Source organism: Cellulomonas sp. NTE-D12 (genome assembly GCF_027923705.1).
Lineage (GTDB): Bacteria > Actinomycetota > Actinomycetes > Actinomycetales > Cellulomonadaceae > Cellulomonas.
In genome coordinates this window covers 732,835-754,546 of the sequence record NZ_AP026442.1, presented here as the reverse complement: position 1 = coordinate 754,546, position 21,712 = coordinate 732,835, and the positions used below count along the sequence as shown (strand labels likewise).

25 protein-coding genes are annotated in these 21,712 nt (G+C 72.5%); 16 read left to right on the top strand and 9 right to left on the bottom strand.

What is annotated here, in order from left to right; all coding sequences use genetic code 11:
* Positions 1 to 163: 163 nt before the first annotated feature.
* The 4 genes from ligD to QMF98_RS03480 all read left to right on the top strand — a co-directional run bounded on the left by ligD (position 164) and on the right by QMF98_RS03480 (position 4,018).
* Positions 164 to 1,825, top strand: a complete 1,662-nt coding sequence (ligD, locus tag QMF98_RS03495; protein ID WP_337974686.1) for a non-homologous end-joining DNA ligase — start codon at positions 164 to 166, stop codon at positions 1,823 to 1,825.
* A 66-nt stretch (positions 1,826 to 1,891) separates the two neighbouring features.
* A complete protein-coding gene (locus tag QMF98_RS03490; protein WP_337974685.1) occupies positions 1,892 to 2,476 on the top strand; it encodes a hypothetical protein in 585 nt (194 codons plus the stop codon).
* A 98-nt stretch (positions 2,477 to 2,574) separates the two neighbouring features.
* The gene (locus QMF98_RS03485) at positions 2,575 to 3,468 is read left to right on the top strand and encodes a PrsW family intramembrane metalloprotease (protein ID WP_337974684.1); all 894 of its coding nucleotides are present in this window, start codon (positions 2,575 to 2,577) and stop codon (positions 3,466 to 3,468) included.
* Between the two features lie 88 nt (positions 3,469 to 3,556).
* Positions 3,557 to 4,018 (top strand): DUF8821 family protein, encoded by a 462-nt coding sequence (locus tag QMF98_RS03480; RefSeq protein WP_337974683.1) that lies wholly within the window; start codon positions 3,557 to 3,559, stop codon positions 4,016 to 4,018.
* Positions 4,019 to 4,040: 22 nt separating this feature from the next.
* On the opposite strand, the gene QMF98_RS03475 is transcribed toward QMF98_RS03480, so the two are convergent.
* The gene (locus QMF98_RS03475) at positions 4,041 to 4,343 is read right to left on the bottom strand and encodes a putative quinol monooxygenase (RefSeq protein ID WP_337974682.1); all 303 of its coding nucleotides are present in this window, start codon (positions 4,341 to 4,343) and stop codon (positions 4,041 to 4,043) included.
* Positions 4,344 to 4,491: 148 nt separating this feature from the next.
* On the opposite strand from QMF98_RS03475, the gene QMF98_RS03470 reads away from it, so the two are divergent.
* The gene (locus tag QMF98_RS03470; protein ID WP_337974681.1) at positions 4,492 to 4,752 is read left to right on the top strand and encodes an HPr family phosphocarrier protein; all 261 of its coding nucleotides are present in this window, start codon (positions 4,492 to 4,494) and stop codon (positions 4,750 to 4,752) included.
* Positions 4,753 to 4,826: 74 nt separating this feature from the next.
* Here the strand turns inward: QMF98_RS03470 and QMF98_RS03465 are convergent, their stop codons facing one another.
* Positions 4,827 to 6,170 carry a PTS transporter subunit EIIC gene (locus QMF98_RS03465; protein WP_337974680.1) on the bottom strand — a complete coding sequence of 448 codons (1,344 nt, stop codon included), beginning with the start codon at positions 6,168 to 6,170 and terminating at the stop codon, positions 4,827 to 4,829.
* A gap of 239 nt (positions 6,171 to 6,409) precedes the next feature.
* Here QMF98_RS03465 and QMF98_RS03460 point away from each other — a divergent pair, with 239 nt between their 5' ends.
* Genes QMF98_RS03460 through nagB form a run of 8 tightly spaced genes read left to right on the top strand, consistent with a single transcriptional unit; the run spans position 6,410 to position 11,904 of the window.
* A complete protein-coding gene (locus tag QMF98_RS03460; RefSeq protein ID WP_337974679.1) occupies positions 6,410 to 7,186 on the top strand; it encodes a GntR family transcriptional regulator in 777 nt (258 codons plus the stop codon).
* Positions 7,183 to 7,458 (top strand): PTS sugar transporter subunit IIB, encoded by a 276-nt coding sequence (locus tag QMF98_RS03455; protein WP_337974678.1) that lies wholly within the window; start codon positions 7,183 to 7,185, stop codon positions 7,456 to 7,458. The genes QMF98_RS03460 and QMF98_RS03455 overlap by 4 nt, the downstream gene beginning before the upstream one ends.
* Before the next feature lie 26 nt (positions 7,459 to 7,484).
* A complete protein-coding gene (locus QMF98_RS03450) occupies positions 7,485 to 7,751 on the top strand; it encodes a PTS sugar transporter subunit IIB (RefSeq protein WP_263732152.1) in 267 nt (88 codons plus the stop codon).
* On the top strand, positions 7,751 to 8,215 hold the full coding sequence (locus tag QMF98_RS03445; RefSeq protein WP_337974677.1) for a PTS sugar transporter subunit IIA: 465 nt from the start codon (positions 7,751 to 7,753) through the stop codon (positions 8,213 to 8,215). Before QMF98_RS03450 ends, QMF98_RS03445 begins: the two co-directional genes overlap by 1 nt.
* Positions 8,206 to 8,937: an HAD family hydrolase gene (locus tag QMF98_RS03440; protein WP_337974676.1), complete on the top strand. Its 732-nt coding sequence runs from the start codon at positions 8,206 to 8,208 to the stop codon at positions 8,935 to 8,937. The genes QMF98_RS03445 and QMF98_RS03440 overlap by 10 nt, the downstream gene beginning before the upstream one ends.
* Positions 8,934 to 9,830: a D-hexose-6-phosphate mutarotase gene (locus tag QMF98_RS03435; protein WP_337974675.1), complete on the top strand. Its 897-nt coding sequence runs from the start codon at positions 8,934 to 8,936 to the stop codon at positions 9,828 to 9,830. Before QMF98_RS03440 ends, QMF98_RS03435 begins: the two co-directional genes overlap by 4 nt.
* Positions 9,831 to 9,838: 8 nt before the next feature.
* On the top strand, positions 9,839 to 11,080 hold the full coding sequence (locus tag QMF98_RS03430; RefSeq protein ID WP_337974674.1) for an N-acetylglucosamine-6-phosphate deacetylase: 1,242 nt from the start codon (positions 9,839 to 9,841) through the stop codon (positions 11,078 to 11,080).
* A 41-nt stretch (positions 11,081 to 11,121) separates the two neighbouring features.
* Complete coding sequence (gene nagB / locus QMF98_RS03425) at positions 11,122 to 11,904, top strand: glucosamine-6-phosphate deaminase (protein WP_337974673.1); 783 nt, start codon at positions 11,122 to 11,124, stop codon at positions 11,902 to 11,904.
* Between the two features lie 13 nt (positions 11,905 to 11,917).
* Here nagB and QMF98_RS03420 read toward each other — a convergent pair whose 3' ends face one another.
* The 4 genes from QMF98_RS03420 to QMF98_RS03405 all read right to left on the bottom strand — a co-directional run bounded on the left by QMF98_RS03420 (position 11,918) and on the right by QMF98_RS03405 (position 16,319).
* On the bottom strand, positions 11,918 to 13,159 hold the full coding sequence (locus QMF98_RS03420) for a family 1 glycosylhydrolase (RefSeq protein WP_337974672.1): 1,242 nt from the start codon (positions 13,157 to 13,159) through the stop codon (positions 11,918 to 11,920).
* A complete protein-coding gene (locus QMF98_RS03415) occupies positions 13,156 to 14,022 on the bottom strand; it encodes a carbohydrate ABC transporter permease (protein ID WP_337974671.1) in 867 nt (288 codons plus the stop codon). Before QMF98_RS03415 ends, QMF98_RS03420 begins: the two co-directional genes overlap by 4 nt.
* On the bottom strand, positions 14,022 to 14,972 hold the full coding sequence (locus tag QMF98_RS03410) for a carbohydrate ABC transporter permease (protein ID WP_337974670.1): 951 nt from the start codon (positions 14,970 to 14,972) through the stop codon (positions 14,022 to 14,024). Before QMF98_RS03410 ends, QMF98_RS03415 begins: the two co-directional genes overlap by 1 nt.
* 75 nt (positions 14,973 to 15,047) lie before the next feature.
* Positions 15,048 to 16,319, bottom strand: a complete 1,272-nt coding sequence (locus QMF98_RS03405) for an ABC transporter substrate-binding protein (RefSeq protein WP_337974669.1) — start codon at positions 16,317 to 16,319, stop codon at positions 15,048 to 15,050.
* A 278-nt stretch (positions 16,320 to 16,597) separates the two neighbouring features.
* Between QMF98_RS03405 and QMF98_RS03400 the strand changes: the two genes are divergently transcribed.
* Entirely contained in the window at positions 16,598 to 17,632 is a 1,035-nt protein-coding gene (locus QMF98_RS03400) for a LacI family DNA-binding transcriptional regulator (protein ID WP_337974668.1), read from the top strand.
* A 9-nt stretch (positions 17,633 to 17,641) separates the two neighbouring features.
* Here the strand turns inward: QMF98_RS03400 and QMF98_RS03395 are convergent, their stop codons facing one another.
* Positions 17,642 to 18,415 carry an MBL fold metallo-hydrolase gene (locus QMF98_RS03395; RefSeq protein ID WP_337974667.1) on the bottom strand — a complete coding sequence of 258 codons (774 nt, stop codon included), beginning with the start codon at positions 18,413 to 18,415 and terminating at the stop codon, positions 17,642 to 17,644.
* A gap of 118 nt (positions 18,416 to 18,533) precedes the next feature.
* Between QMF98_RS03395 and yidD the strand changes: the two genes are divergently transcribed.
* The gene (gene yidD, locus QMF98_RS03390) at positions 18,534 to 18,818 is read left to right on the top strand and encodes a membrane protein insertion efficiency factor YidD (protein ID WP_337974666.1); all 285 of its coding nucleotides are present in this window, start codon (positions 18,534 to 18,536) and stop codon (positions 18,816 to 18,818) included.
* A 60-nt stretch (positions 18,819 to 18,878) separates the two neighbouring features.
* On the opposite strand, the gene QMF98_RS03385 is transcribed toward yidD, so the two are convergent.
* Together QMF98_RS03385 and QMF98_RS03380 are read right to left on the bottom strand one after the other, a co-directional pair.
* Positions 18,879 to 20,306 (bottom strand): ATP-binding protein, encoded by a 1,428-nt coding sequence (locus QMF98_RS03385; RefSeq protein WP_337974665.1) that lies wholly within the window; start codon positions 20,304 to 20,306, stop codon positions 18,879 to 18,881.
* Positions 20,307 to 20,364: 58 nt separating this feature from the next.
* Entirely contained in the window at positions 20,365 to 20,790 is a 426-nt protein-coding gene (locus tag QMF98_RS03380; RefSeq protein WP_337974664.1) for a MarR family winged helix-turn-helix transcriptional regulator, read from the bottom strand.
* A gap of 55 nt (positions 20,791 to 20,845) precedes the next feature.
* Here QMF98_RS03380 and QMF98_RS03375 point away from each other — a divergent pair, with 55 nt between their 5' ends.
* Positions 20,846 to 21,709: an alpha/beta fold hydrolase gene (locus QMF98_RS03375; RefSeq protein ID WP_337974663.1), complete on the top strand. Its 864-nt coding sequence runs from the start codon at positions 20,846 to 20,848 to the stop codon at positions 21,707 to 21,709.
* Positions 21,710 to 21,712 lie beyond the last annotated feature (3 nt).

The following is a 21,712-nucleotide window of genomic DNA, read 5'->3' as shown; positions in this document are numbered from 1 at the left end:
GTGCTCATCTCGGCTGCGTCCGCGCCGGGCGCGACCTTACGGTGTCCACCCGGGGTGGGTCGGGCCGGTGCGGTGGTGCCAGCAGCGAACGTGTCGGGGTGCGGGTCACGGGCTCGGGCGCGAGCCTGGTGCCGCAACCCGGCTGACCAGGGCGGTGAGGCAGATGGCACGCGCGCACGACGACGCGGACTCGCACGACGACGCCGAGCAGCGGCTCGGCCGGTACCGCGCCAAGCGGCACTTCGACCGGACGCCGGAGCCGTCGGGCGACACCAGCCGGGACGCGTCTGCCGCCACGACACCCGATGCCGCGGCGCCCAGCGCCCGCCGCTTCGTCGTCCAGCGCCACCGCGCCCGCCGCCTCCACTACGACTTCCGCCTCGAGATGGACGGCGTGCTGGCCAGCTGGGCGGTGCCCAAGGGACCGACCCTCGACCCGGGGGTCCGGCGGATGGCGGTGCACGTCGAGGACCACCCGATGGAGTACGAGCACTTCGAGGGCGTGATCCCGGCCGGCCAGTACGGAGGGGGCGACGTGATCGTGTGGGACGCCGGCACGTGGGAGCCGAACCCCGGCGAGGACCCGGTGGCAGCCGTCGCCGCCGGCGAGCTGCACGCCACGCTGCACGGCGAGCGGCTGCGCGGCACGTTCGTCCTGGTCCGCACGGGTGCCGCGGACACCGGCGGCAAGGAGCAGTGGCTGCTGCTGCACAAGCACGACGAGTTCGCGTCCGACGGCTGGGACGCGGAGGACCACCCCACCTCGGTGCTGTCGGGCCGCACCAACGACGAGGTCGCCGCCGACCCGGACCGCCTGTGGCGCTCGGGCGTCCCCGCCGCGGAGGCCGAGGTGGACCTTCGGACCGTCGACCTGTCCCACCCCACGCCCGACGAGCTCGCCGAGCTCGACGCCCTCGGCACCGGCGGCACCTGGCACGTGCACGGCCGCGCGCTGAAGGTCACCAACCTCGACAAGGTGCTGTTCCCGGGCCGCGCCGGCGAGCCGCCGGTCACCAAGCGCGACCTGCTGCGTTACGCCGCCCGGATCGGCCCGGTGGTGCTCCCCTACCTCACCGGCCGGCCGCTCAACCTGCACCGCTACCCGCAGGGCGCCGACAAGCCGGGCTTCTGGCACAAGCAGCTGCCCGACCACGCCCCCGACTGGCTGACCCGCTGGGACAACCCGGAGGCCGACGAGGGCGAGACGACGACGTACCTGGTGGTCGACGAGCCCGCCGCCCTCGTCTGGGCCGCCAACTTCGGTGGCCTGGAGTGGCACGCCTGGACCTCGACGACGTCGCACCCGCACAACCCGTCGTACGCGATGGTCGACCTGGACCCCGGCACCTCGACGCGCTGGGAGGACCTGCTGGCGATGGCTCGCCTGCACCGGGACGCCCTCGCCCACCTCAAGGTGCGCGCCTACCCCAAGCTGACCGGCCGGCGCGGCATCCAAGTGTGGATCCCGATCACGGAGGGACCGTCGTTCGACGAGACCCGCGACTGGGTGGAGCGGGTGTCCCGCACGGTCGGCGCGGTGATCCCGGACCTGGTCAGCTGGCGCTGGGAGGTCCGCGAGCGCGGCGGCAAGGCGCGCCTCGACTACACCCAGAACGCGATCAACAAGACGCTGGTCGCTCCGTACAGCCCGCGCCCGGCGGCCGGTGCCCCGGTGTCGACGCCGATCACCTGGGACGAGCTGGACGAGGACTGGCTGCGCCCCGACGCGTTCACCGTCCGCACGGTGCTCGACCGGATCGCCGAGCGCGGCGACCCGTTCCGCGGCGTCCTGCTCCACGACCAGACCCTGCCGCGGCTGGGCTAGTCCGGGCAGCGCCCCGCGCGTGCTCTGCCCATCGAGATCCGGACGGGACGGACGTAGCCTCCCGTCATGGGACGGCCGACGTCCGTGGTCCTGTCCAGTCTCCTGCCGAGCCTGCTGGTGGGCGGGCTCCTGCTCGCCGGCTGCACCGCCGGCGGCTCCACCTCGTCCCCGACGCCGCCGGCCGGTTCCTCGACCGCGACCTCGGCACCGTCGGCGGGCAGCGCCGGCGCGCCGTCCGCCGCGGCGTCAGCCGTTCCGTCCGACGCCGGCTGCCGCACCGACTACTCCCCGGTGCCGCTGCCCACCTGGGCGCGGGGCGGCTTCACCCCGCCCGACGTCCCCGTGCCGTACGTGCTCAGTGACGCCGGGGACATCGTCGCGATCCTGTGGGCGACCCACGACCCGCTGGTGGCCCCGCCGGTGGCCGGTCGGAACAACAAGATCCTCTGGGTCCCCCGGGTGGCCTCCCCCGTCGGGACACCCCTGCAGATCCGCGCCACCCTGACGGCCACCGGAATGACGGCCACCCGCGCGGTCGAGGGCGGTCTGGGACCGTCCACCATCGACCTGCCCGCCCCCGGCTGCTGGTCGCTCGACCTCACCTGGGGCGACCACCACGACCACCTCGAGCTCGCCTACGCCACCGGGTGAGCGACTGTCGCGGGCGCTGTGCAGGCCAGCGCTTGCCGTCCGACGTCCGGGTCACCACGCTCGACGCAGGAGCACCGGTCGATCGACTGGAGGACGACGTGGCCGCACCGGACGACGACCGGATCGCCCCTGTCCCGCTGGAGGGCCGCACCCCGATGACCACCGGCGGCTGGACCGCGCCGCCGGCGCTGCGCCGCTGGTCGTGGCTGGCCATCCTGGTGCTGGGCGTCGTGGCCTACGTGATCGTGCTGCGCACCATGGTCGCCACCCAGAACATCAACTTCTTCCCGTCGCTCCTGCTGATCGGCGCCATCACGGTGCCGATCAGCGTGCTGGTGTTCGCCGTCGAGGGCGGTCGCGTACCACCTGTGCGCGTCCCGCTGGTGACGTTCGTCGCAATCGTCGGCGGTCTCGCGGGCACCGTCACCGCCGGGATCCTGGAGTACAGCGCCCTGCGGCGGCTCGGCACCGTGCCGATGACCACGGTCGGGCTGGCCGAGGAGTCGGCCAAGCTGCTCGTGCCCTTCCTCGTGTTCCTCGTCGTGCGACCCCACGACCCGCGCCACGGCGTGGTGATCGGCATCGCGTCGGGGATGGGCTTCGCCACCCTGGAGACGATGGGGTACGGGTTCCAGACGCTGCTCGCCGCCCGGAGCATCGCGGCGGTGGACAGCACCCTGCTGCTGCGCGGCCTGCTGGCACCGGCCTGCCACATCGCCTGGACCGGCATGGTGGTGGCGATGCTGTGGCGCATCCCGTCGGCGCCCCGCCGCGGGCGTGCCGTGCTGGCGTTCGTCGGCACGTTCGTCGCCGCCGTCCTGCTGCAGGCCACCTGGGACGGCTCGACGTCCGTGACCGTCCACCTGGTGATCGCCACGGCCGGCGTGGCGGTGCTGCTGTGGTTCGTCCACGTCGCCCACCGCCGGCGCCCCGCCGCGCCGGTCGCCCCGGCGCCGCTCACGGTGCCCCGCGAGGGCTACGGAATGGCGTGACGGCCTCCGGGTGCGCCCGCGCGCTCGGCACCCCGGCGGTACGGCGGTCGTTAGGCTGCCCTCACCGCTAGCACCACCGGAGGTACCCGTGCCGTACGTCGTCGACTTCGAGAACGTCTCCACCGTCGGCCTCGAGTCGTCCCCGGTGGCGGACGCGCTCGCCGGGCTGCGCGCCAACGAGGCGCGGTACTTCCGGAACAAGTACCAGCACGTGTTCACCGTCGAGCCCGCCGCCGAGGCGCACGACGCCGTCGAGCGGGTCGCACGGATCCTGGCCGACGAGCGCGGCATCGTGATCGCCTCCCCCGCCCTCGAGGCCACCGACTTCGAGGTCGAGGGCGTCCGCTGGACGTACGTCTTCTACGAGTCGGGGCTGTCCATCAACGTGCTGTGGACCGTCGCGGACGCCGGCAAGCGCGCTGTCGGCTTCAAGCTGTCCGACGGCATGGACGTGCCCGAGGAGCTGTCGGCGTTCAAGTTCGCGCGGCAGCGGTCGAAGCTGGCGGGCACCATCCGCGGCTCGTTCTTCGTCATCAAGGGCGAGTACTGACCCTGGATCGACCGGGTGGGCGTCAGTCGTGCAAAGGCGAGCCGACGACGTCGAACCCGAAGCCGCCGAACTGCCCGGAGAGCAGCGGCCGCGCCGCGGCGATGGACGCCTGGACGTCCGGCTGCTCCAGAGACGCCCGGTGCGCCGCGGCGCTCTCCCAGAGCTCGACGACGAACACGGTGTCCGGGTCCTGGTCGTTCACGCCCACCTCGTAGAGCAGGCAGCCGAGCGAAGCCAGTGCATCGCTGCGCCGGGTGAGGTGAGCGACCAGCTCGTCGCGCCTGCCAGGGACGGTGCCGAGAGTGCCTGCGTTGGCGAAGACCATGGCGCGACCGTAGGCGCCACCACCGACAGCGCGCCCGGCGGGCCCGACCAGGTGGTCAGCCCGCGGTGGTCACCCGCGACACCGTCCGTTATGGTGGTCTAGACCACTCGCACCGGCGCGTCGCCGGACCACACCAACGGAGGTGCCCATGCCCGAACGCCGTGCCGTCGTCGCCATCGCCGAAGGCCTCCACGCCCGTCCCGCCGCCCTGTTCGTCAACCTCGCGGCGCAGCAGCCGGTCGCGGTCACCATCCGCAAGGCCGACGGCGACCCCGTGCCGGCCTCGAGCATCCTCAGCGTGATGGGCCTGGGCGCAGGCCCCGGGGACGAGGTGATCCTGGCCAGCGACGATGCAGCTGCCGATGCGTCGCTCGACGCGCTGGTGCAGTACCTGGAGTCCGCCGGCTGACCGGTGCACCCCGCACGACGACGCCCGGCCGGGGCAGCGGTCCCCGGCCGGGCGTTCGTCTGTGGCGGCCCTCGCTAGACGGTCGCGCCGCCCCCTGCCGGCGCGGCCGGCGCAGCGGTGGTCGTCTTCCTCACCGGCTCGTCGTCCGGCTGGTCGACCAGGATGTTGTTCGAGTCGGCAACCGCGTCATCGTCCTCACGGCCCGGCGTCCGCAGGTTCCACCTGGTGATCACCCAGCGGAACAGGAAGTAGTAGATGACGGCGTAGACCAGCCCGATGGGAATGATCCACAGCGGCTTCTGCGCGATGCGGAAGTTCAGCAGGTAGTCGATCGCGCCCGCGGAGAAGCCGAACCCGTCGTGGATGCCCAACCAGTTGACGAGCGCCAAGGACGTGCCCGTGAGCACGGCGTGGATGACGTACAGCGGGTAGGCGAGGAACAGGAACGAGAACTCGAGCGGCTCGGTCACGCCGGTGACGAACGAGACGAGCGCGGCCGAGCCCATGATGCCGGCGATCACCTTGCGCTTGCTCGACTTGGCGGTGTGCACGAAGGCGAGGGCGGCGGCGGGGAGCGCGAACATCATGATCGGGAAGAAGCCGGTCATGAACGTGCCGGCAGTCGGGTCGCCGTGCAGGAAGCGACGGATGTCGCCGTTCCACACCGCACCCGTGGCGTCGGTGTACGAGCCGAACTGGAACCACGGCAGCGAGTTGAGCAGGTGGTGGAGGCCGAACGGGATGAGCAACCGGTTGGCGGTGCCGTAGACGAAGGCACCGAGGATCGTGGAGCCGGTGACCCAGTTGCCGACGGCGGTCAGGCCGGTGTTGAACCACGGGTAGATGAGCGACGCGATGACGCCGACGACGATCGAGGCGCCTGCCGTCACGATCGGGACGAACCGTCGGCCGCCGAAGAACGCGAGGTAGGGCGGCAGCTTGATCCGGGAGTATCGCTGGTACATCAGGGCCGCGACCAGGCCGATCACGATGCCACCGAGGACGTTGTAGTTGATCAGCTCCTGCGTGGCACCCGTCTTCGGCTTACCGAGGATGTACGGCGACAAGGCGTCCGTGACACCCTTGAAGACCAGGTACCCGATCACCGCCGCCAGGCCGGTGGACCCGTCCGACTTGCGGGCGTACCCGACGGCGACACCGATCGCGAACAGCAGGGCCAGGTTGGCGAACAGGGCGTTGCCCGCCGCGCCGAGCACGTCGGCCACGGGCTGCAGCCAGGTCGCGTGCTTGCCGAGCCCGTCGGCACCCAGCATGTCCGGCTGCCCGAGCCGGAGCAGCAGCGCCGCAGCGGGCAGCGAGGCGATCGGCAGCATGAGCGATCGGCCGACGCGCTGCAGCTGCGCGAGGCCGGGGATCCCGCGCTTCTCGCGGGTCGCAGGGGCGGTGGTGGCTGTCATGACAGGTGCACTCCTCGTCGTGTGCTCGTCATCGTGTGCATGTCGTTGCGTGTGGCCGTGCGTGTGGCTGTGCGGGTGGCCGGTCGCGCCGGCGGTCCGTCGTCGGCGACGGGACACTCGTCCGGACTAGTGCGCTAGATGTCTGGACCAGTTGCCCGCAACCATGATGGAATGGCGCGCACGGTGTCAAGAGCGGCAGGCTTCGCACCGTCCAGACCAGTCGCGACGAGGGGACGAGGGTGGGTCGCTCCGTTCTGAAGTACGTGCGGGTGCGCGACTACCTGCGCTCCCTGGTCACCCACGAGCTCGCACCGGGTGACGCCATCCCGTCCGAGCGCATCCTGTGCGACCAGTTCGGCGTCTCGCGCATGACCGTGCGGCAGGCCGTCGACGCGCTCGTCGTCGAGGGTCTGCTGGCCCGGGAGCAGGGTCGTGGCACGTTCGTCGCCCCCACCAAGGTCGACCTCGAGGTGCGGCTGGCGTCCTTCGGCGAGGAGATGCAGCGACGCGGCATGGAGCCGGCGTCGAAGGTGCTGTCCGCCGAGGTGGTCGCCGCCACGCCGGACATCGCCGACGCCCTCGACATCCTGCCGGGTGAGCGCGTGTTCTCCCTGCACCGGGTGCGCCTGGCCGACGGCGAGCCGATGGCGATCGAGCAGTCGTGGCTGCCGTGCCAGCTGGTGCCCGGCTTCTTCGACGGCCCCCTGCCGGAGAGCATCTACGGCGAGCTGCGCCGCCGCGGCCTCGAGCCGGACTGGGGCGAGGACGTCGTCTCGGCGGCGGAGGTCGACACGGGCGACGCCGAGCTGCTCGGCGTGCCGACCGGCCGCGCGGTGCTGCGGGTGACCCGACGGACCTTCGCGGGCGAGACGGCCTGCGTGTACTCACGGTCGACCTACCGGGCCGACCGCTACGTGCTCTGGGTGCCGCTGCGTGCACCGAAGCCCGCGCTCACCCCCAAGCGCGGCGCGGCGGAGCGAGCGGCACAACCTGCGACGGCGGAGGTCCTGTCATGAGCGAGGGCAGTGTGGGCACGGACGACCAGCGGTACGGCGAACGGGCGCAGGCGGCGGAGATCCTCGCGGCGCTCGGCGGGGTGGGCAACATCATCGAGATCGAGCCCTGCACCACCCGCCTGCGGTCGGAGGTGCACGAGACCGCGGCCGTGGACGTCAAGGCGCTGCGCGCGGCCGGCGCGCACGGCGTGATGATCTCCGGCCACGTGGTGCAGGTGGTGATGGGGCCCAACGTCGACATCATCGCGTCGGACCTCGAAGAGCTGCTCTGAACAGTCCGGACAGGCGGCCCACGGCCGTGGTCACCAGCAAGTCGGTCAGCAAGGAGATCGAGATGAGCAAGGCGGAGAACATCCTCGCGGCGCTCGGCGGGGCGGACAACCTCGTCGAGCTGGAGCCGTGCATCACCCGGCTGCGCGTCGAGGTGGTCGACCCGTCCCTGGTCGACGAGGCGGCGCTGAAGGCCAACGGCAGCTACGGCGTGGTGCGGTCCGGCAACGCGGTGCAGGTGGTCGTCGGCCCCGAGGCGGACACGCTCGCCTCCGAGATCGGGGACCTGCGCTGATGTCGGAGCCCCTGACGGTGCTCGCACCGGTCAGCGGCGTGGTGCGGGCGATGGCGGACGTGCCGGACCCGGTGTTCGGCGGCGAGCTCGTCGGGCCCGGCCTGGCGATCGACCCGGTGCGGGACGGGGTGGTCGACGCGATCGCGCCGATCGACGGCACGATCGTCAAGCTGCACGCCCACGCCTTCGTCGTCACCGCGGACGCGCAGCACTCGGCGCTGGTGCACCTCGGGCTGGACACCGTCCAGCTGGGCGGCGCCGGCTTCACGCTGCACGCCAAGGAGGGCGACGTGGTGAAGGCCGGTGACGTGGTGGTCAGCTGGAACCCGGCCGAGGTGGAGGCCGGCGGGCGGTCGCCGATGTGCCCGGTGGTGGCGCTCGACGCGAAGCGTGAGCAGCTGACCGAGCTGGTTACCGCGGGGGCCGACATCCGCTCCGGGGCGGCGCTGTTCGAGTGGAGCTGAGCCGAGAGCCGGCCACCTCGGGGCTCGCAGCCGGGCTCGCAGCCTGGCTGGCGGGACCGCAGGCGGGTCTGCTGGTCGACCTCGACGGCACGCTGGTGCTGACCGAGGCGGCCAACCAGCAGGCGTACCGGTTGTACTTCGCGAGCCGCGGCTGGCAGGTCGACGACGTCGTCGTTCGCGCCTTCGCCGGCCGCCGCGCGCACGAGGTGTTCGCCAGCCTGGCCGGGCCGTGGGGCGACGAGGACCCGGAGCGGCTGCGGCAGGACGTGCTCGACGTGCTCGCGACGCTCGACGTCCAGCCCCAGGCGGTCCCCGGCGCCGCCCGGCTGCTCACGGCCTGCGTGTCCCGTGGTGTCCCCGTCGCCGTCGTCACGTCCGCCGGGCGCGACTGGACGCTCGCGGCGCTGGAGTGGCTGGAGGTCGACCCGACCGGCATCGGTCTGGTCACGGCCGAGGACTGCGCCAGCGGCAAGCCGGACCCGGAACCGTTCCGCCGCGGCGCGCAGCTGCTGGGCCTCGACCCGGCCGGGCTGGTGGCGGTCGAGGACACCCCTGCGGGCATCGCCTCGGCGCGGCAGGCTGGAGTCGGCCTGGTGATCGGGGTGACCACGGGCCATCCGTCCGAGCACCTGCGGGCCGCCGGCGCCGACCAGACCGTCCCCGACCTCACGGGGCTGGCCGACGCCGTCGCCCGCATCCCGACCGAGGAGCCCAGCGCATGACCACCCTCCCTGCATCCGTCCGGCTCGACGCCAGCGGCCCGCTGCCGATGCTGCACGTCGACGGACCCGACGGCTGGGCCGTGATCTCGTTGCACGGCGCCCACGTCACGGCCTGGGGACGGCACGGTCAGCCGCCCGCCCTCTGGATGAGCTCGCTGAGCCGATTCACCCCCGACTCGGCGATCCGCGGTGGCATCCCCGTCTGCTTCCCGTGGTTCGGCCCGCTGGCCGACCATCCGGACGCGCCGCGGCACGGGTTCGCCCGCACCGCCCTGTGGACGCTGGACGGTGCGGAGGGCGACGGCGCCGACGTCACGGTCCGCCTGTCGCTGCGCGACTCGGACCAGACGCGGTCCTCCGCCTGGCCGCACCCCTTCGAGGCGGTGTGCACGGTGGTGGTCGGCGCGCGGCTGACGGTCGCGCTCGAGGTGACCAACACCGGCGACCAGCCGTTCCGCTACGAGGAGGCGCTGCACACCTACCTCGCCGTCACCGACGTCACCACGACCGAGGTCACCGGCCTCGAGGACGTCCCGTACGTCGACAAGACGGCCGACGGCGCCGAGCGCCCCGGCGACCCCGACGCGCTGCGCCTGACGGGTGAGACCGACCGGATCTACCCCGGCGCGCTGAAGCCGGTGATGGTCGTCGATGCCGGCGGCCGGTGGACCCAGGTGACCAAGCGCGGCTCGGCGAGCACCGTCGTGTGGAACCCCTGGCAGGACGGCGCCCGAGCCACGGCCGACATCGACGACGACGGCTGGACGAGCATGCTCTGCGTCGAGGCGGCCAACGTCGGCCCCGCAGCCATCGAGCTCGCCCCCGGCGAGCGCCACACCCTCAGCACCACGATCGAGACGAGCGTCGTCCCGACGGTCACCACGGAGGTCTGACACCCGCCATGTCCGAGCACAGGTCCGAGAACCGGTCCGAGCCCAGCGCACCGACGTTCCTTCGCGGCCGCGTCGTCACCCCGGCGGAGGTGATCGCCGACGGGCTCGTCGTGCTGCGCGACGGCCTGATCGCCTGGGTCGGGGAGGCCGAGGCGGCCGCCGCGGCCGGCTGGTCCGACGTCCCGGAGGCGGACGCGAACCCGGCCACGCTGCTGCCCGGGCTGGTCGACGTGCACGACCACGGCGGCGGAGGCGCGAGCTTCCCGGACTCGGCGACGGCCGAGGAGGCGATGGTGGCGGTCCGCGAGCACCGCGCCCACGGGACGACGACGCTGGTCGCGTCCCTGGTCACGGCTGCGCCGGAGACGTTGCGGCAGCGGGTCGAGGTGCTGGCGGGGCTGGCCGACGCCGGGGAGATCGCCGGCATCCACCTCGAGGGGCCGTTCGTCTCCACCGTGCGCTGCGGCGCGCAGGACCCGGAGCTGATCCAGGCGCCGGACGCCGACCTGACCACCGAGCTGGCCAAGCTCGCCGGCGGGCACCTGGTCACCATGACGGTCGCACCGGAGCTGGCCGGCGTCCCGGGCGACGGTGGCGTGGTCGACGCGCTGGTCAGCAACGGTGCGCTGCCGAGCTTCGGGCACTCCGACGCCAGCTGGGCGCAGACGACGGCCGCGCTCGACGATGCGCGGCGGCGGCTGGGAGCCGGGCCGGCACGGTCCGGGCGTCCGACGGTGACGCACCTGTTCAACGGCATGCGGCCGCTCGACCACCGCAACCCCGGGCCGATCCCGGCCTACCTGCTCGCGGCTGCGCGCGGCGAGGCGGTGCTCGAGCTGATCGGTGACGGCACGCACGTCGCGCCCGAGCTGGTGACCAGCATCATCGGCCTGGTCGGTGCCGACAACGTCGCGCTGGTGACCGATGCGATGGCCGCCGCCGGCATGCCGGACGGCGCCTACCGCCTCGGCTCGCTGGACGTCTCGGTGGAGCACGGCGTCGCACGGCTGGCCCACGGCGGGTCGATCGCGGGGGGCACGGCGCACCTGCTCGACGTGGTGCGCACCACCGTGGCGGGCGGCGTGCCGCTGGTCGACGCGGTGCGCGCCGCGTCCACCACGCCGGCGACCGTGCTCGGCGACCCGTCGATCGGCGCGCTCGAGGCGGGCCGGCGGGCGGACGTCGTGGTGGTCGACGACCAGCTCCGGCCGATCACCGTCTGGCGCGCCGGCGTCGTCGTCACCCCCTGACCGGGCCCACCCCTCCCCTAGAGCCGAGAGAGAGACCTGCCATGGAAGTCGTCATCGCCGCTCCCGACGAGCTGGCCGGCCTGGCCGCCGACGCGATCGAGCAGCTGCTGGCCGCCAAACCGACCGCCGTGCTGGGCCTGGCCACCGGGTCGAGCCCGCTGGGCATCTACGACGAGCTGGTGCGGCGGTACCAGGCCGGCCGCCTGTCGTTCGCGCAGGCGCGGGGCTTTACTCTCGACGAGTACGTGGGCCTGCCGGCCGACCACCCGGAGAGCTATCGCAACGTGATCGACCGGGAGATCGTGTCCCGCGTCGACTTCGCGCCCGGAGCGGTGCGGGGTCCGGACGGGCTCGCGGCCGACGTCGTGACCTCCTGCGCCGAGTACGAGGCGGCGATCGTCGCGGCGGGCGGTGTCGACCTGCAGATCCTCGGTATCGGCTCCGACGGGCACATCGGGTTCAACGAGCCGGGGTCGTCGCTGGCCTCGCGGACGCGCATCAAGACCCTGACCGAGCAGACCCGCGGCGACAACGCCCGGTTCTTCGGCGGGGACATCGACCAGGTGCCGCGGCACTGCCTGACCCAGGGGCTGGCCACGATCATGTCCGCCCGGCACGTCGTGCTGATCGCCACCGGGTACGCCAAGGCGGAGGCGGTGCACCACCTGGTCGAGGGTCCCGTCAGCGCCATGTGGCCGGGCACCGTGCTGCAGCACCACCCCCACGTGAGCGTGCTGGTGGACCCGGCGGCCGCCGGGCGGCTGCAGCTGGCCGACTACTTCCGCAGCACGTACGCCGCGAAGCCGGACTGGCAGGGCCTCTGACCGGCAGCGCGACTCAGTGCCGCAGGGCGTGCTCGCGGTAGCGGTCGGCCACCGGGTTCTGCACCCGCAGCAGGCCGTCGGCGCTCTCGACGAGGTCGTACAGCCCCATGGTCAGCAGGTGGTCGGCGCGCGGCCGGTCGGTGTGCCGCCACGTCCACTCGTACATGTCGAACAGCGGCCACCACGTGTAGCCGACGAGGTCGACGCCCTCGTCGCGCAGCGTGTCGGCCAGTGCGACGGACTCGTCCAGCCACCGCAGCCGCTCGGCCACCGTCGCGGTCACGCACGTCTCGGTGATCATCACCGGGGCGCCGTACCGCTCGGCGTACGCCAGCACCGCCTCGCGCAGCCCGTCGGTCCCCCGGTCCACGCTCGGCCGCGGGTCGGAGAAGCCGCCGACGTGCCGCACCCCCGCCTCGAACAGCTCGGTGGAGTGCCGGGGGTAGTAGTTGACGCCCATCACGTCGGGCTGGACGGCGTTGGCGGTGAACCACGCCAGCTCCTCGTCGCTCGCCGCCGCCAGCAGCCCACGCAGCGGGTGCGCGTCGTCCACCCGGCCGGTGACCAGGTCCTCGACCAGGTGCACCTGGTGCCGCAGCCGCGTCGCCTCCTCGCGGTGCTCGGGCGCATGGTCATCGCCGACGAAGCTCATCGCCGCGTCGACGTGCACGAACGTGGCCCCGGGCCCGGCGACCTCCCGGATCGCCTGCTGCGTTGCGACGAACCCGCGGGCGATGTTCAGCGCCACGGTGGCGAACCCGTCGGCACCGGTCAGGTAGGGCGGCCAGTAGCCGTACTCCCCGCAGAACAGGGCGTGCACCGTGGGCTCGTTCACGGGCGTCCAGTCGCTGACCCTGTCGCCGAACCGCTCGGCGATCCGCTGCGCGTACTCCGCGACGTGCTTGGGGTAGTCCGGGTTGGCGAACTGGTCCTCCAGCCACAGCGGCGTGCCGTAGTGCAGCAGGTCGACGATCGGCCGTAGCCCGGCGCCGAGCAGGGCGTCCACCGCCCGGTCGGTCCACGACCAGTCCCAGCTGCCGCGCTCGGGGTTCACCCGGTACCACGGCACACCCCAGCGCAGCAGGTCCGCACCCGCGCCGGCCGCGAGCGCGAAGTCGGCGGCGTACCGCCTGTCGTGCTCGGTGAGCACGTACTCGTCGACCGCCCGCTCCCCCGGCCGGCTCTGCGGCACGAAGGTGTCCTCGATCCCGAGTGCGAAGTGCAGCCGTCCGTCGGCGAACCAGCGGGCGCTCACTTGAGCCCCGTGGTGGCGACGGACTCGATGAAGCGGCGCTGCATGACGAGGAACAGCACGGCGAGCGGCAGCACGGCGATCAGCGAGCCGGCCATCATCGTGCCGTAGGGCACGATCCCGCTCGGTCCCGTGAGCAGCGTCAGCCCCGAGGTGATGGTGCCCATCTCCGGCGTGGTGGTGAACACGAGCGGCCACAGCAGGTCGTTCCAGTTGTTCACGAACGTGAAGATGGCCAGCGTCATCAGCGCCGGGACGGCGTTGGGCAGCACGATCGAGCGGAAGATCCGCAGCTCGCTCGCGCCGTCGATCCGCGCGGCGCTGTCCAGGTCCCGCGGCAGCGAGACGAAGAACTGCCGCAGGAAGAAGATGCCGAACGCGTCGGCCGCCCGCGGCACGATCATCCCCGCGAAGGTGTTCACCCAGCCGAGCTGGGCGACCAGCTGGTAGACGGGGATCAGCGTCGCCTGGAACGGGATCATCAGGCTCGCGACGATCGCCACCAGCAGCACCCGGTTGCCGCGGAAGTCGAGCCGCGCCAGCGCGTACGCCGCCAGCGAGTCGAACACCAGGGCGAACACGGTGACCCCGCCGGCGAACACGAAGCTGTTCAGGCACAGCCGGGCGAACGGCAGGTCGGTGAAGATGCGGCCGAAGTTGGCCAGCGTCCACGAGCCCGGCAGCAGGGTGGGCGGGAACGCGTTGATCTCCGCGGTCGGCTTGAACGCCGTGAAGACGATGACCAGGACGGGCAGCAGCACCAGGAGGGTCAGCACGCTGACCGCGGCGAGGACCAGCCAGCGCGAGCCGGCGCGGCTCGACTGGAGCCGGCTGAACCGGCGCTGGGAGGACGTGACGGCGCTCATCAGGCCACGTCCTTCTCGCGCCTGCCGAAGAACCGGAGCTGGACCAGGGAGAGCACCAGCGTCGCCAGCAGCAGCACGTAGGACAGCGCCGTCGCCATACCGAGGTCGAGCTTCTTGAAGCCCTCCTGGTAGATCTCCATGACCACCGTCTGGGTGCTGCGGTAGGGGCCGCCGCTGGTCATCACGTAGATCTGGTCGAACGCCTGCAGGGCAGCGATCATCGCGAAGACGACGACGAAGGCCAGGGTGCTGCTCAGCTGCGGCAGCGTCACGTTCCAGAACCGCCGCCAGGCGCCGGCACCGTCGAGCTTGGCCGCCTCGTACAGCGCCACCGGGATCTCCTGCAGGCCGGCGATGAAGATCACCATGTAGAAGCCGACGTTCTTCCAGACGGCGACCAGCACCACGGTCGGCATCGCCCACGTCGGGTCCTGCAGCACGTTGCCCACGTGCAGGCCCAGGCCGCGCAGCCAGTACGTCAGCAGCCCGATCTGCGGGTCGAGCAGGTAGCTCCACGCGAACGCCGCCACGGCCAGCGACACGATGAACGGCACGAACAGCGCGGTCCGGAACACGTTGCGCCCGATCAGCGAGCGGTTGGTCAGCAGCAGGGCCAGCGCCAGGGCGCCGACCAGGGCCACCGGCGTGAACAGCACCGTGTAGAGGGCCGTGCTGCCGAGCGTGGCCAGGATCTTGTGGTCCGTGAAGATGCGGACGTAGTTCGCCAGGCCCACCCAGCTCTCGGCGCCGAAGCCGCTGGCGTCGGTGAACGACAGGCGCAGCGCGGAGATCATCGGCCAGGCGACGAACGCGAGCAGGATCACCAGCGCCGGCGCCATGAACAACACGGCGACGCGGGTCTGGTGCCCGGCTGCGACCGGTCGACCGCCGAGCGGTGCGGGTGCCCGGTAGGACACCCGTGGACCGCGGGTGCGGGTGGATGTGGCCATGGTGGTTCTCCTGGGGAGGGGCGGTGGCCGCCGGCCCGTCGTCGTCAGGACGACGGCCACCGCGGGTGCGTCGGCTCAGCCGGCCAGCGACTGCTGGACAGCGGTGGAGGCGGTCTTCAGCAGAGCCGCGGGGTCGCCTCCGGCCAACGCCTTCTGGGTGGCCTCGTCCACCGACTTGAGGATGTCGCTGCTGGTGGCGACGCCGGGCAGCAGCGGCTTGGCGGTACCGGCGATCTCGGTGAGCGAGGCGACGACGGGGTTGGACGAGACCGCGCTCGACGGGATGTCGGTCCGCAGCGGGGGCCAGCCGGAGCCGAGCGACCACTGGGTGGCGACGTCCTTGGAGAACAGGTAGTCGAAGAACTTCTCGGCAGCGGCCTTCTTGGCGGCACCGGCCTGGGTGGTCACCGCCGCGGAGATGCCGATGGCCGAGGCGCCCTGACCCTTCGGTCCGGCCGGGATGCCGGCGATGCCGTAGTCGATCTTGTTCTCGGTGGCGACGCTCGCCATCCACGGGCCCCCGATCTCCATCGCGGCCTTGCCGGAGGAGAACAGCTTGTCCGACGCGACGCCGTCCAGACCGGTCGGCGAGATCTTGTCCTGCGTGACGGCCTTGGCCCAGTAGGTCAGGGTCTGCACGTTGGCGTCGGAGTCCACCACCGACTTGGTGCCGTCCACCAGGGCGCCGCCGTTGCCGTAGAACAGGCTGGCCCACACGCCGTTGCCGACGGTGGCGTGGTCCGGCAGCGCGAGCCCGTACTGCTCAGGGGTGCCGTCGTTGTTCTGGTCGACCGTCAGCTTCTTGGCGTCGGCCACCCACTCGTCCCACGTGGTGGGGAAGGTGCTGATGCCCGCCTTGGCGAACAGGGCCTTGTTGTAGATCACCGACAGGGGGACGAAGCCGGTGGGCACGCCGTAGTACGCGCCGTTCACCTTCTCCATCTCGACCGCGTTCGGGTTGAGCGACGCGCTCGTGGTGGTGGCGCTGGAGTAGAAGTCGTCGAGCTTGGCGAAGGCGCCCTTGGCGGCATAGACGGGCAGGTTCTCCGCCGGGAGGGCCACGATGTCCGGCCCCTGCTTGGCGGAGAGCGCGGGCAGCAGGGTGTCGCCGATGACGGCCCACGTCTTGGTGGTCGTCGTGATCTTGACGCCGCTCTGGGACGCGTTGAAGTCCTGGACGATCTTGTCGAGGACCTTGCCGTCGGCCTCGGTGTAGCCGTGCCAGAACGTCAGGTTCACGGGACCCGCCGAGGCTGTGCTGGAGGAGCCGGCCGGGCCCGAGCACCCGGTGAGTGCGACGGCCGCACCGAGGGTGACGACCGCGAGTGTCGCGACGGTGTTCTTCATCGAAGGCCTCTCTCGGATCGACCACTTCGTCGATCGTCGGTTTACAACGTTGCAATTGCAACGTTTGAACGGGACTGTAGCCACCGCCTCGGGAGGTGTCAACGGAGCGCCGGGACGCTATGCGGTCGAGGTGCTCCTCATCGTCGCGCGGGCTTGCCGTTCCCGCATGTCACCTCGGCCACAGAGCTGGCCACGGTCTACGGAGGGCCGCCGCCCTGGCAACGAGCTCAGTCAGCGATCCGGTGCCACTACGGCTTGCAACGTTATAACCTCTGGGCGTGACAGACAGCACTCGAGCCGGAGACGGCGCGCCGACCCTGCACGACGTCGCGGCCGCCGCGGGGGTCTCCTTCTCCACCGTCTCCAACGTGATCCGCAACCACCCCCACGTGCGCGAGACCACCCGCAAGCGCGTCATGGATGCGATCGCCGCGGTGGGCTACCGCCCGAACCTCGTCGCGCGCAACCTCCGGTCCGGACGCAGCGGGGTGATCGGCCTCGCCGTGCCGGAGCTGAACCAGTCGTACTTCGCGCAGCTGGCGGACGACGTGATCCGCGCGGCTGGTGCCGAGGGCTACGTGGTGCTGGTCGAGCAGACCGGTGGCCGCCGGGAACGGGAGCGCGAGCTGCTGCGCGACCCTCGGCTGGCCCTCACCGACGGCACGCTGATCAGTCCCCTGGGACTGACCCGGGACGACGCGAAGGACATCGCGCTCGGCCGCCCCGTCGTCGTGCTCGGCCAGCCCCTGCTCGACGAGGCGGACCACCTGACCATGCAGCACGAGGCCGCCGCGCGTGCCGCCACCACCCACCTCATCGACGGCGGCCGCACCCGGATCGTGCTGCTCGGCGCCCACCCGGCCGAGCAGGGCACCACGGCGTCCCTGCGCCGGGACGGGTACCGGGCGGCGCTCGAGGCGGCGGGGCTGGCGACGCCGGACGAGCTGGTGGTGCCGATCGACGTGTGGGACCGGCACCACGGGGCGGCGGCGATGTGGGAGCTGCTGCGCTCGGGCACGGTGTTCGACGCCGTCTTCGCGATGAACGACGACCTGGCGCTCGGCGCGATGCGCGCCCTGCACGAGCGGGGGCTGCGCATGCCGGCGGACGTCGCCGTCATCGGGTTCGACGACATCGACGAGGGCCGTTACTCCTACCCCAGCCTGTCGACCGTCGACCCCGGACGCCGGCAGATCGCCGAGCTGGCCGTCGCCATGCTGCTCGAGCGGATCATGGGCACCACCGACGCCGCTCCCGGCCGCATGGTGGCGCCGGACTTCCGCATCGTCGTCCGGGAGTCCAGCACCGTCTGACGTCCCGCGCTACAGCGCGGTGGGCGCTCCCGGGGTCAGCACCCGCAGCCGGTCTCCGATGCCGGCCGCCTCGAAGGCCGTCACCACCTCGCCTACCCCCTCGGTGAAGTGCTCCCAGCCCTCGGCGTGCACCGGCACCACGACGGAGGGGTCCAGCAGGGCCGCGACGCGCGCCGCCCGCTCCCCGCTCAGCGTCACCGGCTCGGCGCCGAACCGACCGACGTTGGCGGCGCCGACGAACAGCACGGCGACGTCCACCCGCCCGATGCGCCCGGCGATCTGCTCGACGACGTCCACCCCGGCGTTGTCGCCCGACACGTACACCGTGGGCAGGCCGTCGCCCTGCAGCAGGAAGCCGGTGACGTCGCCGGACAGCGTCTCGGCGCCAACCGGACCGTGCCGGGCCGGGAGGGCCGTCACGGCGAGCGGACCGACCGTCGTTCGTTCCCACGGCGCCAGGCCGGTGACGTGCTCGATCCTCCCTGCCGCGGCGGGTGTGGACAGCACCAGCGGGACGCGGTCGAGGAAGGCGCGGCCGGACACGTCCAGGTTGTCGAAGTGCTGGTCGTGGGACAGCAGCACGGCGTCCACCGGACCGAGGTCGTCGGGGCCCACCGCCGGGCCGGTCAGCTTGGTCAGCGGCCGCGGCGCCTCGTAGGTGCGCGGTTCGTCGAAGGTCGGGTCGGTGAGCAGCGTGACGCCGCCCAGTCGGAGGAGCAGGGTCGGGCCGCCGACCAGCAGGGCCTCGACCTCGGACGCGGATGACGTGGGGTCGGAGATCACGTCGCGATTCTGCAGGCGCCCGCCCACGCTGTCGCGCGTCGTGGTTGGCCAGCCGCCGGGCCCGGCCGGTCGACGCGGTCCGGGTGCGTCGTCGCCACCACCTCCGTACCGTCGAACGATGAGTCCCCTCGCCCGAGCCGCAGACGCCGCCATCGGCTGGTACCAGCGCTCGATCTCGCCGCGGAAGGGCTGGTCGTGCGCGGCCCGAGTCGTCACGGGCGGCCGGTCGTGCTCGGCGGCGGCGCGGGAGGCCGTCCGCACCCGAGGCGCGCTCGGCGCCGTCCTGCCGACGCTGGCACAGCTGGCGCTCTGCTACCGCGCCGCGCTGATGATCACGCCGGCCCGCCTGCACGGTGAGGGCGTCTGCTGCTGCGGACCCATCCCGGTCCCGTTCCGCTTCTGAACCACGCGGGAACAGCCCGGGCGGCGCGGCCGGGGCCAGCCGCGATCCACGTGCAGCTCCCTAGCTCCAGGCCTCCAGGAGGTCCTCCGCCGTCCATACCCGCGCGAGTCGGCGATCCTCCACGGCGCCGCCCGGGCACACGGCCACCAGGGCCGTGCCGGCATCCGCACCTGGCACCGCGACCGCGTCGCGAGCGAGGACGTCGACGTCTCGTCGGTCGAGCGGGCCTGGACGCCACTTGACGGTCCCGGCGAACCGGACGCTGCGGGCCGGCCGCCGATCTGCACCGACCAGGTCGACCTCGGGCACGTTGCCGCGTGGCCACCAACCACCGACCTCGTGCACGTCGTCCCACGGGGTGCCGACGAGCAGCCGGAGCAACGCCTCCCGGACGACGGGTTCGATCGCCCGGCCGCGCCAGGCCTCGTAGCCGGCGCCGACCCGAGCGGCTGCGAGGTCGGGACGGCCCCGGTCCACCTCGGCGAGCGCCGGTTCGACGAACCGCAGCCAGAAGCGCAGCGCCGGGTCCGCGATCCTGTACCGCGGATCCTTGTTCCGCGCCGTCGACAGCGGCAGGTCCTGCGCCACCACGCGCCGCGCTGTCAGCGAACCGAGAACCCGCGCGAGCGAGCCCGGCTGCAGTGGTCCGTCTCCGCCGGCGGCTCGCTGGATGGTGCCGAACGCCGCCTCGCCGCTGCCGATCGCGGAGAGCACCCGGCGCGCCAGCTCACCCTCCCGGAACTCGCCGTCGAGCACCCGTGCACCTGTGGTGACCAGGGCGCTCAGGGGTGAGCCGAACGAGCGCCGCAGGAAGTGCGTCGGCGACTCGCCCTTGCGCCACTCCTGAGCGACCAGCGGCAGCCCACCGGTGATCAGGTACGCGTCGAACGCCGCCATCGCGTCGAGCCCCGTCATCCCGGCGACGTCCGCCGGGCTGAGCGGCTCCAGCACCATCTCGGTACCGCGGCCGTGGAACGGGGCGTCGGGTGCGGTGAGCGCCTCCATCATCGACAGGTCCGACCCGAGCAGCATCAGGAGCACCGGCTTGCGTGACAGCATCCGGTCCCAGACGCGCTGCAGCTCGCCGGCCCCGCCCGCGATGCCCTCCAGCAGCCACGGCACCTCGTCCAGCACGACGATCGACGGGCGATCGTCCGGCAGGGCCGCGGCGAGCAGAGTCAGCGCCGCGGTGAGCGTCGCCGGCCGGTTGTCGGCAGCCAGTGAGGCGTCGGGCAGCGTCGAGGCTGCCACGGCCGTCGCCAGCTCGGCGTACTCGCGTTCCGGACCAGCACCCTTCGCCGCCTGGAACACGACGTACGGCACCTCGCTCCGGGCGGCGAGCTCCTCGACGAGCCTGCTCTTCCCGACCCGCCGCCTGCCCCTGAGGAGCACGGCGGCACCACGTGCGTCGCGGCCACCCCTCCGTACCGCATCCAGCTGCTCGCTCAGCAGGCCAAGCTCTCGCGTCCGTCCGACGAAGCCGCTCATCGCACCCCTCCGCTGAGTCACTACCTTTGACGATACTATCTTCGAAGGTAGTAGGAGATCAGCGGGTGGCCGGTCCCGTGCCGGTCAGCGCGTCCAGCAGGTCCTGGAGCTGGCTGCGCTGCGCGGCGTCCAGCGGGGCGAACAGCTCGTCGAGCTCCTTCTCCACCACCCGGCCACCCTCGTCGAGCAGCCTGCGACCCTCCGCCGTCAGCGCGTGGTGCAGGCGACGACCTCCCCCCGAGCTGCGCTCGATCAGCCCGGCGCGCAGCAGCCGCGCCGAGAGTGTCGCGAACGCCTGGTCGCTCATGAACGTCATGCCGGCCAGCTCGTGCCCCGAGGCATCCGGGTTCGAGTCGATCGCCCGCAGCACGTCCCACTGCACCAGGCTCACGCCGACCGCGCGCAGGGCGGTGTCCATGGTCCGGTGGTCGCGCCACTGCGCGCGCTTGAGGCTCTGGCCGAGCCGCTGGAGGGACGTGATCACGGGACGATCGTAGTATCAACTTGTTGATATCAATGTGTTGATTTACGGTCGGCGCATGACGACGCAGCCCTTCCCCACCACCCCGTCCACCTCCGTCTCGGCACTGGGTGCGGCACCGGGCAGCCCTGCGCCGACCTTGGTGCCGTCGCGGACGGTCACCCTCGCCAGCGGCGCAACGCTCCGCCTCGCTGAGGCCGGCAGCGGGCGACCGGTGCTCCTCCTGCACGGCGGTGGCGGCCTGCCCACGGTCCTCGGCCTGGCCACCCACCTCGGCGAGCACGCCCACGTGCTCGCGCCGACGCACCCGGGCTGGGACGGGACACCGCGCCCGGAAAGCATCGCCTCGCTCGCCGACATCGCCCTGCTGTACAGCGGCCTGCTGCGGCAACTCGACCTGCGCGACGTGGTGGTCGTCGGCTCGTCGCTCGGCGGGTGGATCGGTGCGGAGCTGGCGGCGCACGACGCCGAGGGGCGCATCGCCCATCTGGTGCTGGTCGACGCCGTGGGGATCGACGTCCCGGGCGAGCCGATCACCGACTTCTTCGCCCTGGACGCCCGGGGCGTGGCCGAGCACAGCTTCCACGACAGCGACCGGTTCTTCACCGACCCGGCGACGCTGCCGGCCGCGGAGCTCGCCCGGATGGGCGGCAACCGGACGACGATGCAGGCCCTGGCCGGCGACCCCTACATGCACGACCCGTCGCTGCGCGACCGCCTCCGCTCCGTCGCGACACCGACCACGGTGGTGTGGGGCGAGAGCGACCGGATCGTCACACCGGCGTACGGCCGCGCGTACGCGGACTCGTTCGGCACCGGCGCCGCGCTCGTCGTCGTCCCCGCGGCAGGCCACCTGCCGCACCTCGAGCAGCCGTCGGCCACGTACGCGGTGCTCGACCGGATCGTCGCCGCGCGCGGCTGACCT

Bases quoted from the DNA above. Each gene is read 5' to 3' on its own strand.
- ligD (WP_337974686.1), top strand. From the start codon at position 164: ATGGCACGCGCGCACGACGACGCGGACTCGCACGACGACGCCGAGCAG.
- QMF98_RS03490 (WP_337974685.1), top strand. From the start codon at position 1,892: ATGGGACGGCCGACGTCCGTGGTCCTGTCCAGTCTCCTGCCGAGCCTG.
- QMF98_RS03475 (WP_337974682.1), bottom strand. From the start codon at position 4,343: ATGGTCTTCGCCAACGCAGGCACTCTCGGCACCGTCCCTGGCAGGCGC.
- QMF98_RS03470 (WP_337974681.1), top strand. From the start codon at position 4,492: ATGCCCGAACGCCGTGCCGTCGTCGCCATCGCCGAAGGCCTCCACGCC.
- QMF98_RS03465 (WP_337974680.1), bottom strand. From the start codon at position 6,170: ATGACAGCCACCACCGCCCCTGCGACCCGCGAGAAGCGCGGGATCCCC.
- QMF98_RS03455 (WP_337974678.1), top strand. From the start codon at position 7,183: ATGAGCGAGGGCAGTGTGGGCACGGACGACCAGCGGTACGGCGAACGG.
- QMF98_RS03445 (WP_337974677.1), top strand. From the start codon at position 7,751: ATGTCGGAGCCCCTGACGGTGCTCGCACCGGTCAGCGGCGTGGTGCGG.
- QMF98_RS03435 (WP_337974675.1), top strand. From the start codon at position 8,934: ATGACCACCCTCCCTGCATCCGTCCGGCTCGACGCCAGCGGCCCGCTG.
- QMF98_RS03430 (WP_337974674.1), top strand. From the start codon at position 9,839: ATGTCCGAGCACAGGTCCGAGAACCGGTCCGAGCCCAGCGCACCGACG.
- nagB (WP_337974673.1), top strand. From the start codon at position 11,122: ATGGAAGTCGTCATCGCCGCTCCCGACGAGCTGGCCGGCCTGGCCGCC.
- QMF98_RS03415 (WP_337974671.1), bottom strand. From the start codon at position 14,022: ATGAGCGCCGTCACGTCCTCCCAGCGCCGGTTCAGCCGGCTCCAGTCG.
- QMF98_RS03410 (WP_337974670.1), bottom strand. From the start codon at position 14,972: ATGGCCACATCCACCCGCACCCGCGGTCCACGGGTGTCCTACCGGGCA.
- QMF98_RS03405 (WP_337974669.1), bottom strand. From the start codon at position 16,319: ATGAAGAACACCGTCGCGACACTCGCGGTCGTCACCCTCGGTGCGGCC.
- yidD (WP_337974666.1), top strand. From the start codon at position 18,534: ATGAGTCCCCTCGCCCGAGCCGCAGACGCCGCCATCGGCTGGTACCAG.
- QMF98_RS03385 (WP_337974665.1), bottom strand. From the start codon at position 20,306: ATGAGCGGCTTCGTCGGACGGACGCGAGAGCTTGGCCTGCTGAGCGAG.
- QMF98_RS03375 (WP_337974663.1), top strand. From the start codon at position 20,846: ATGACGACGCAGCCCTTCCCCACCACCCCGTCCACCTCCGTCTCGGCA.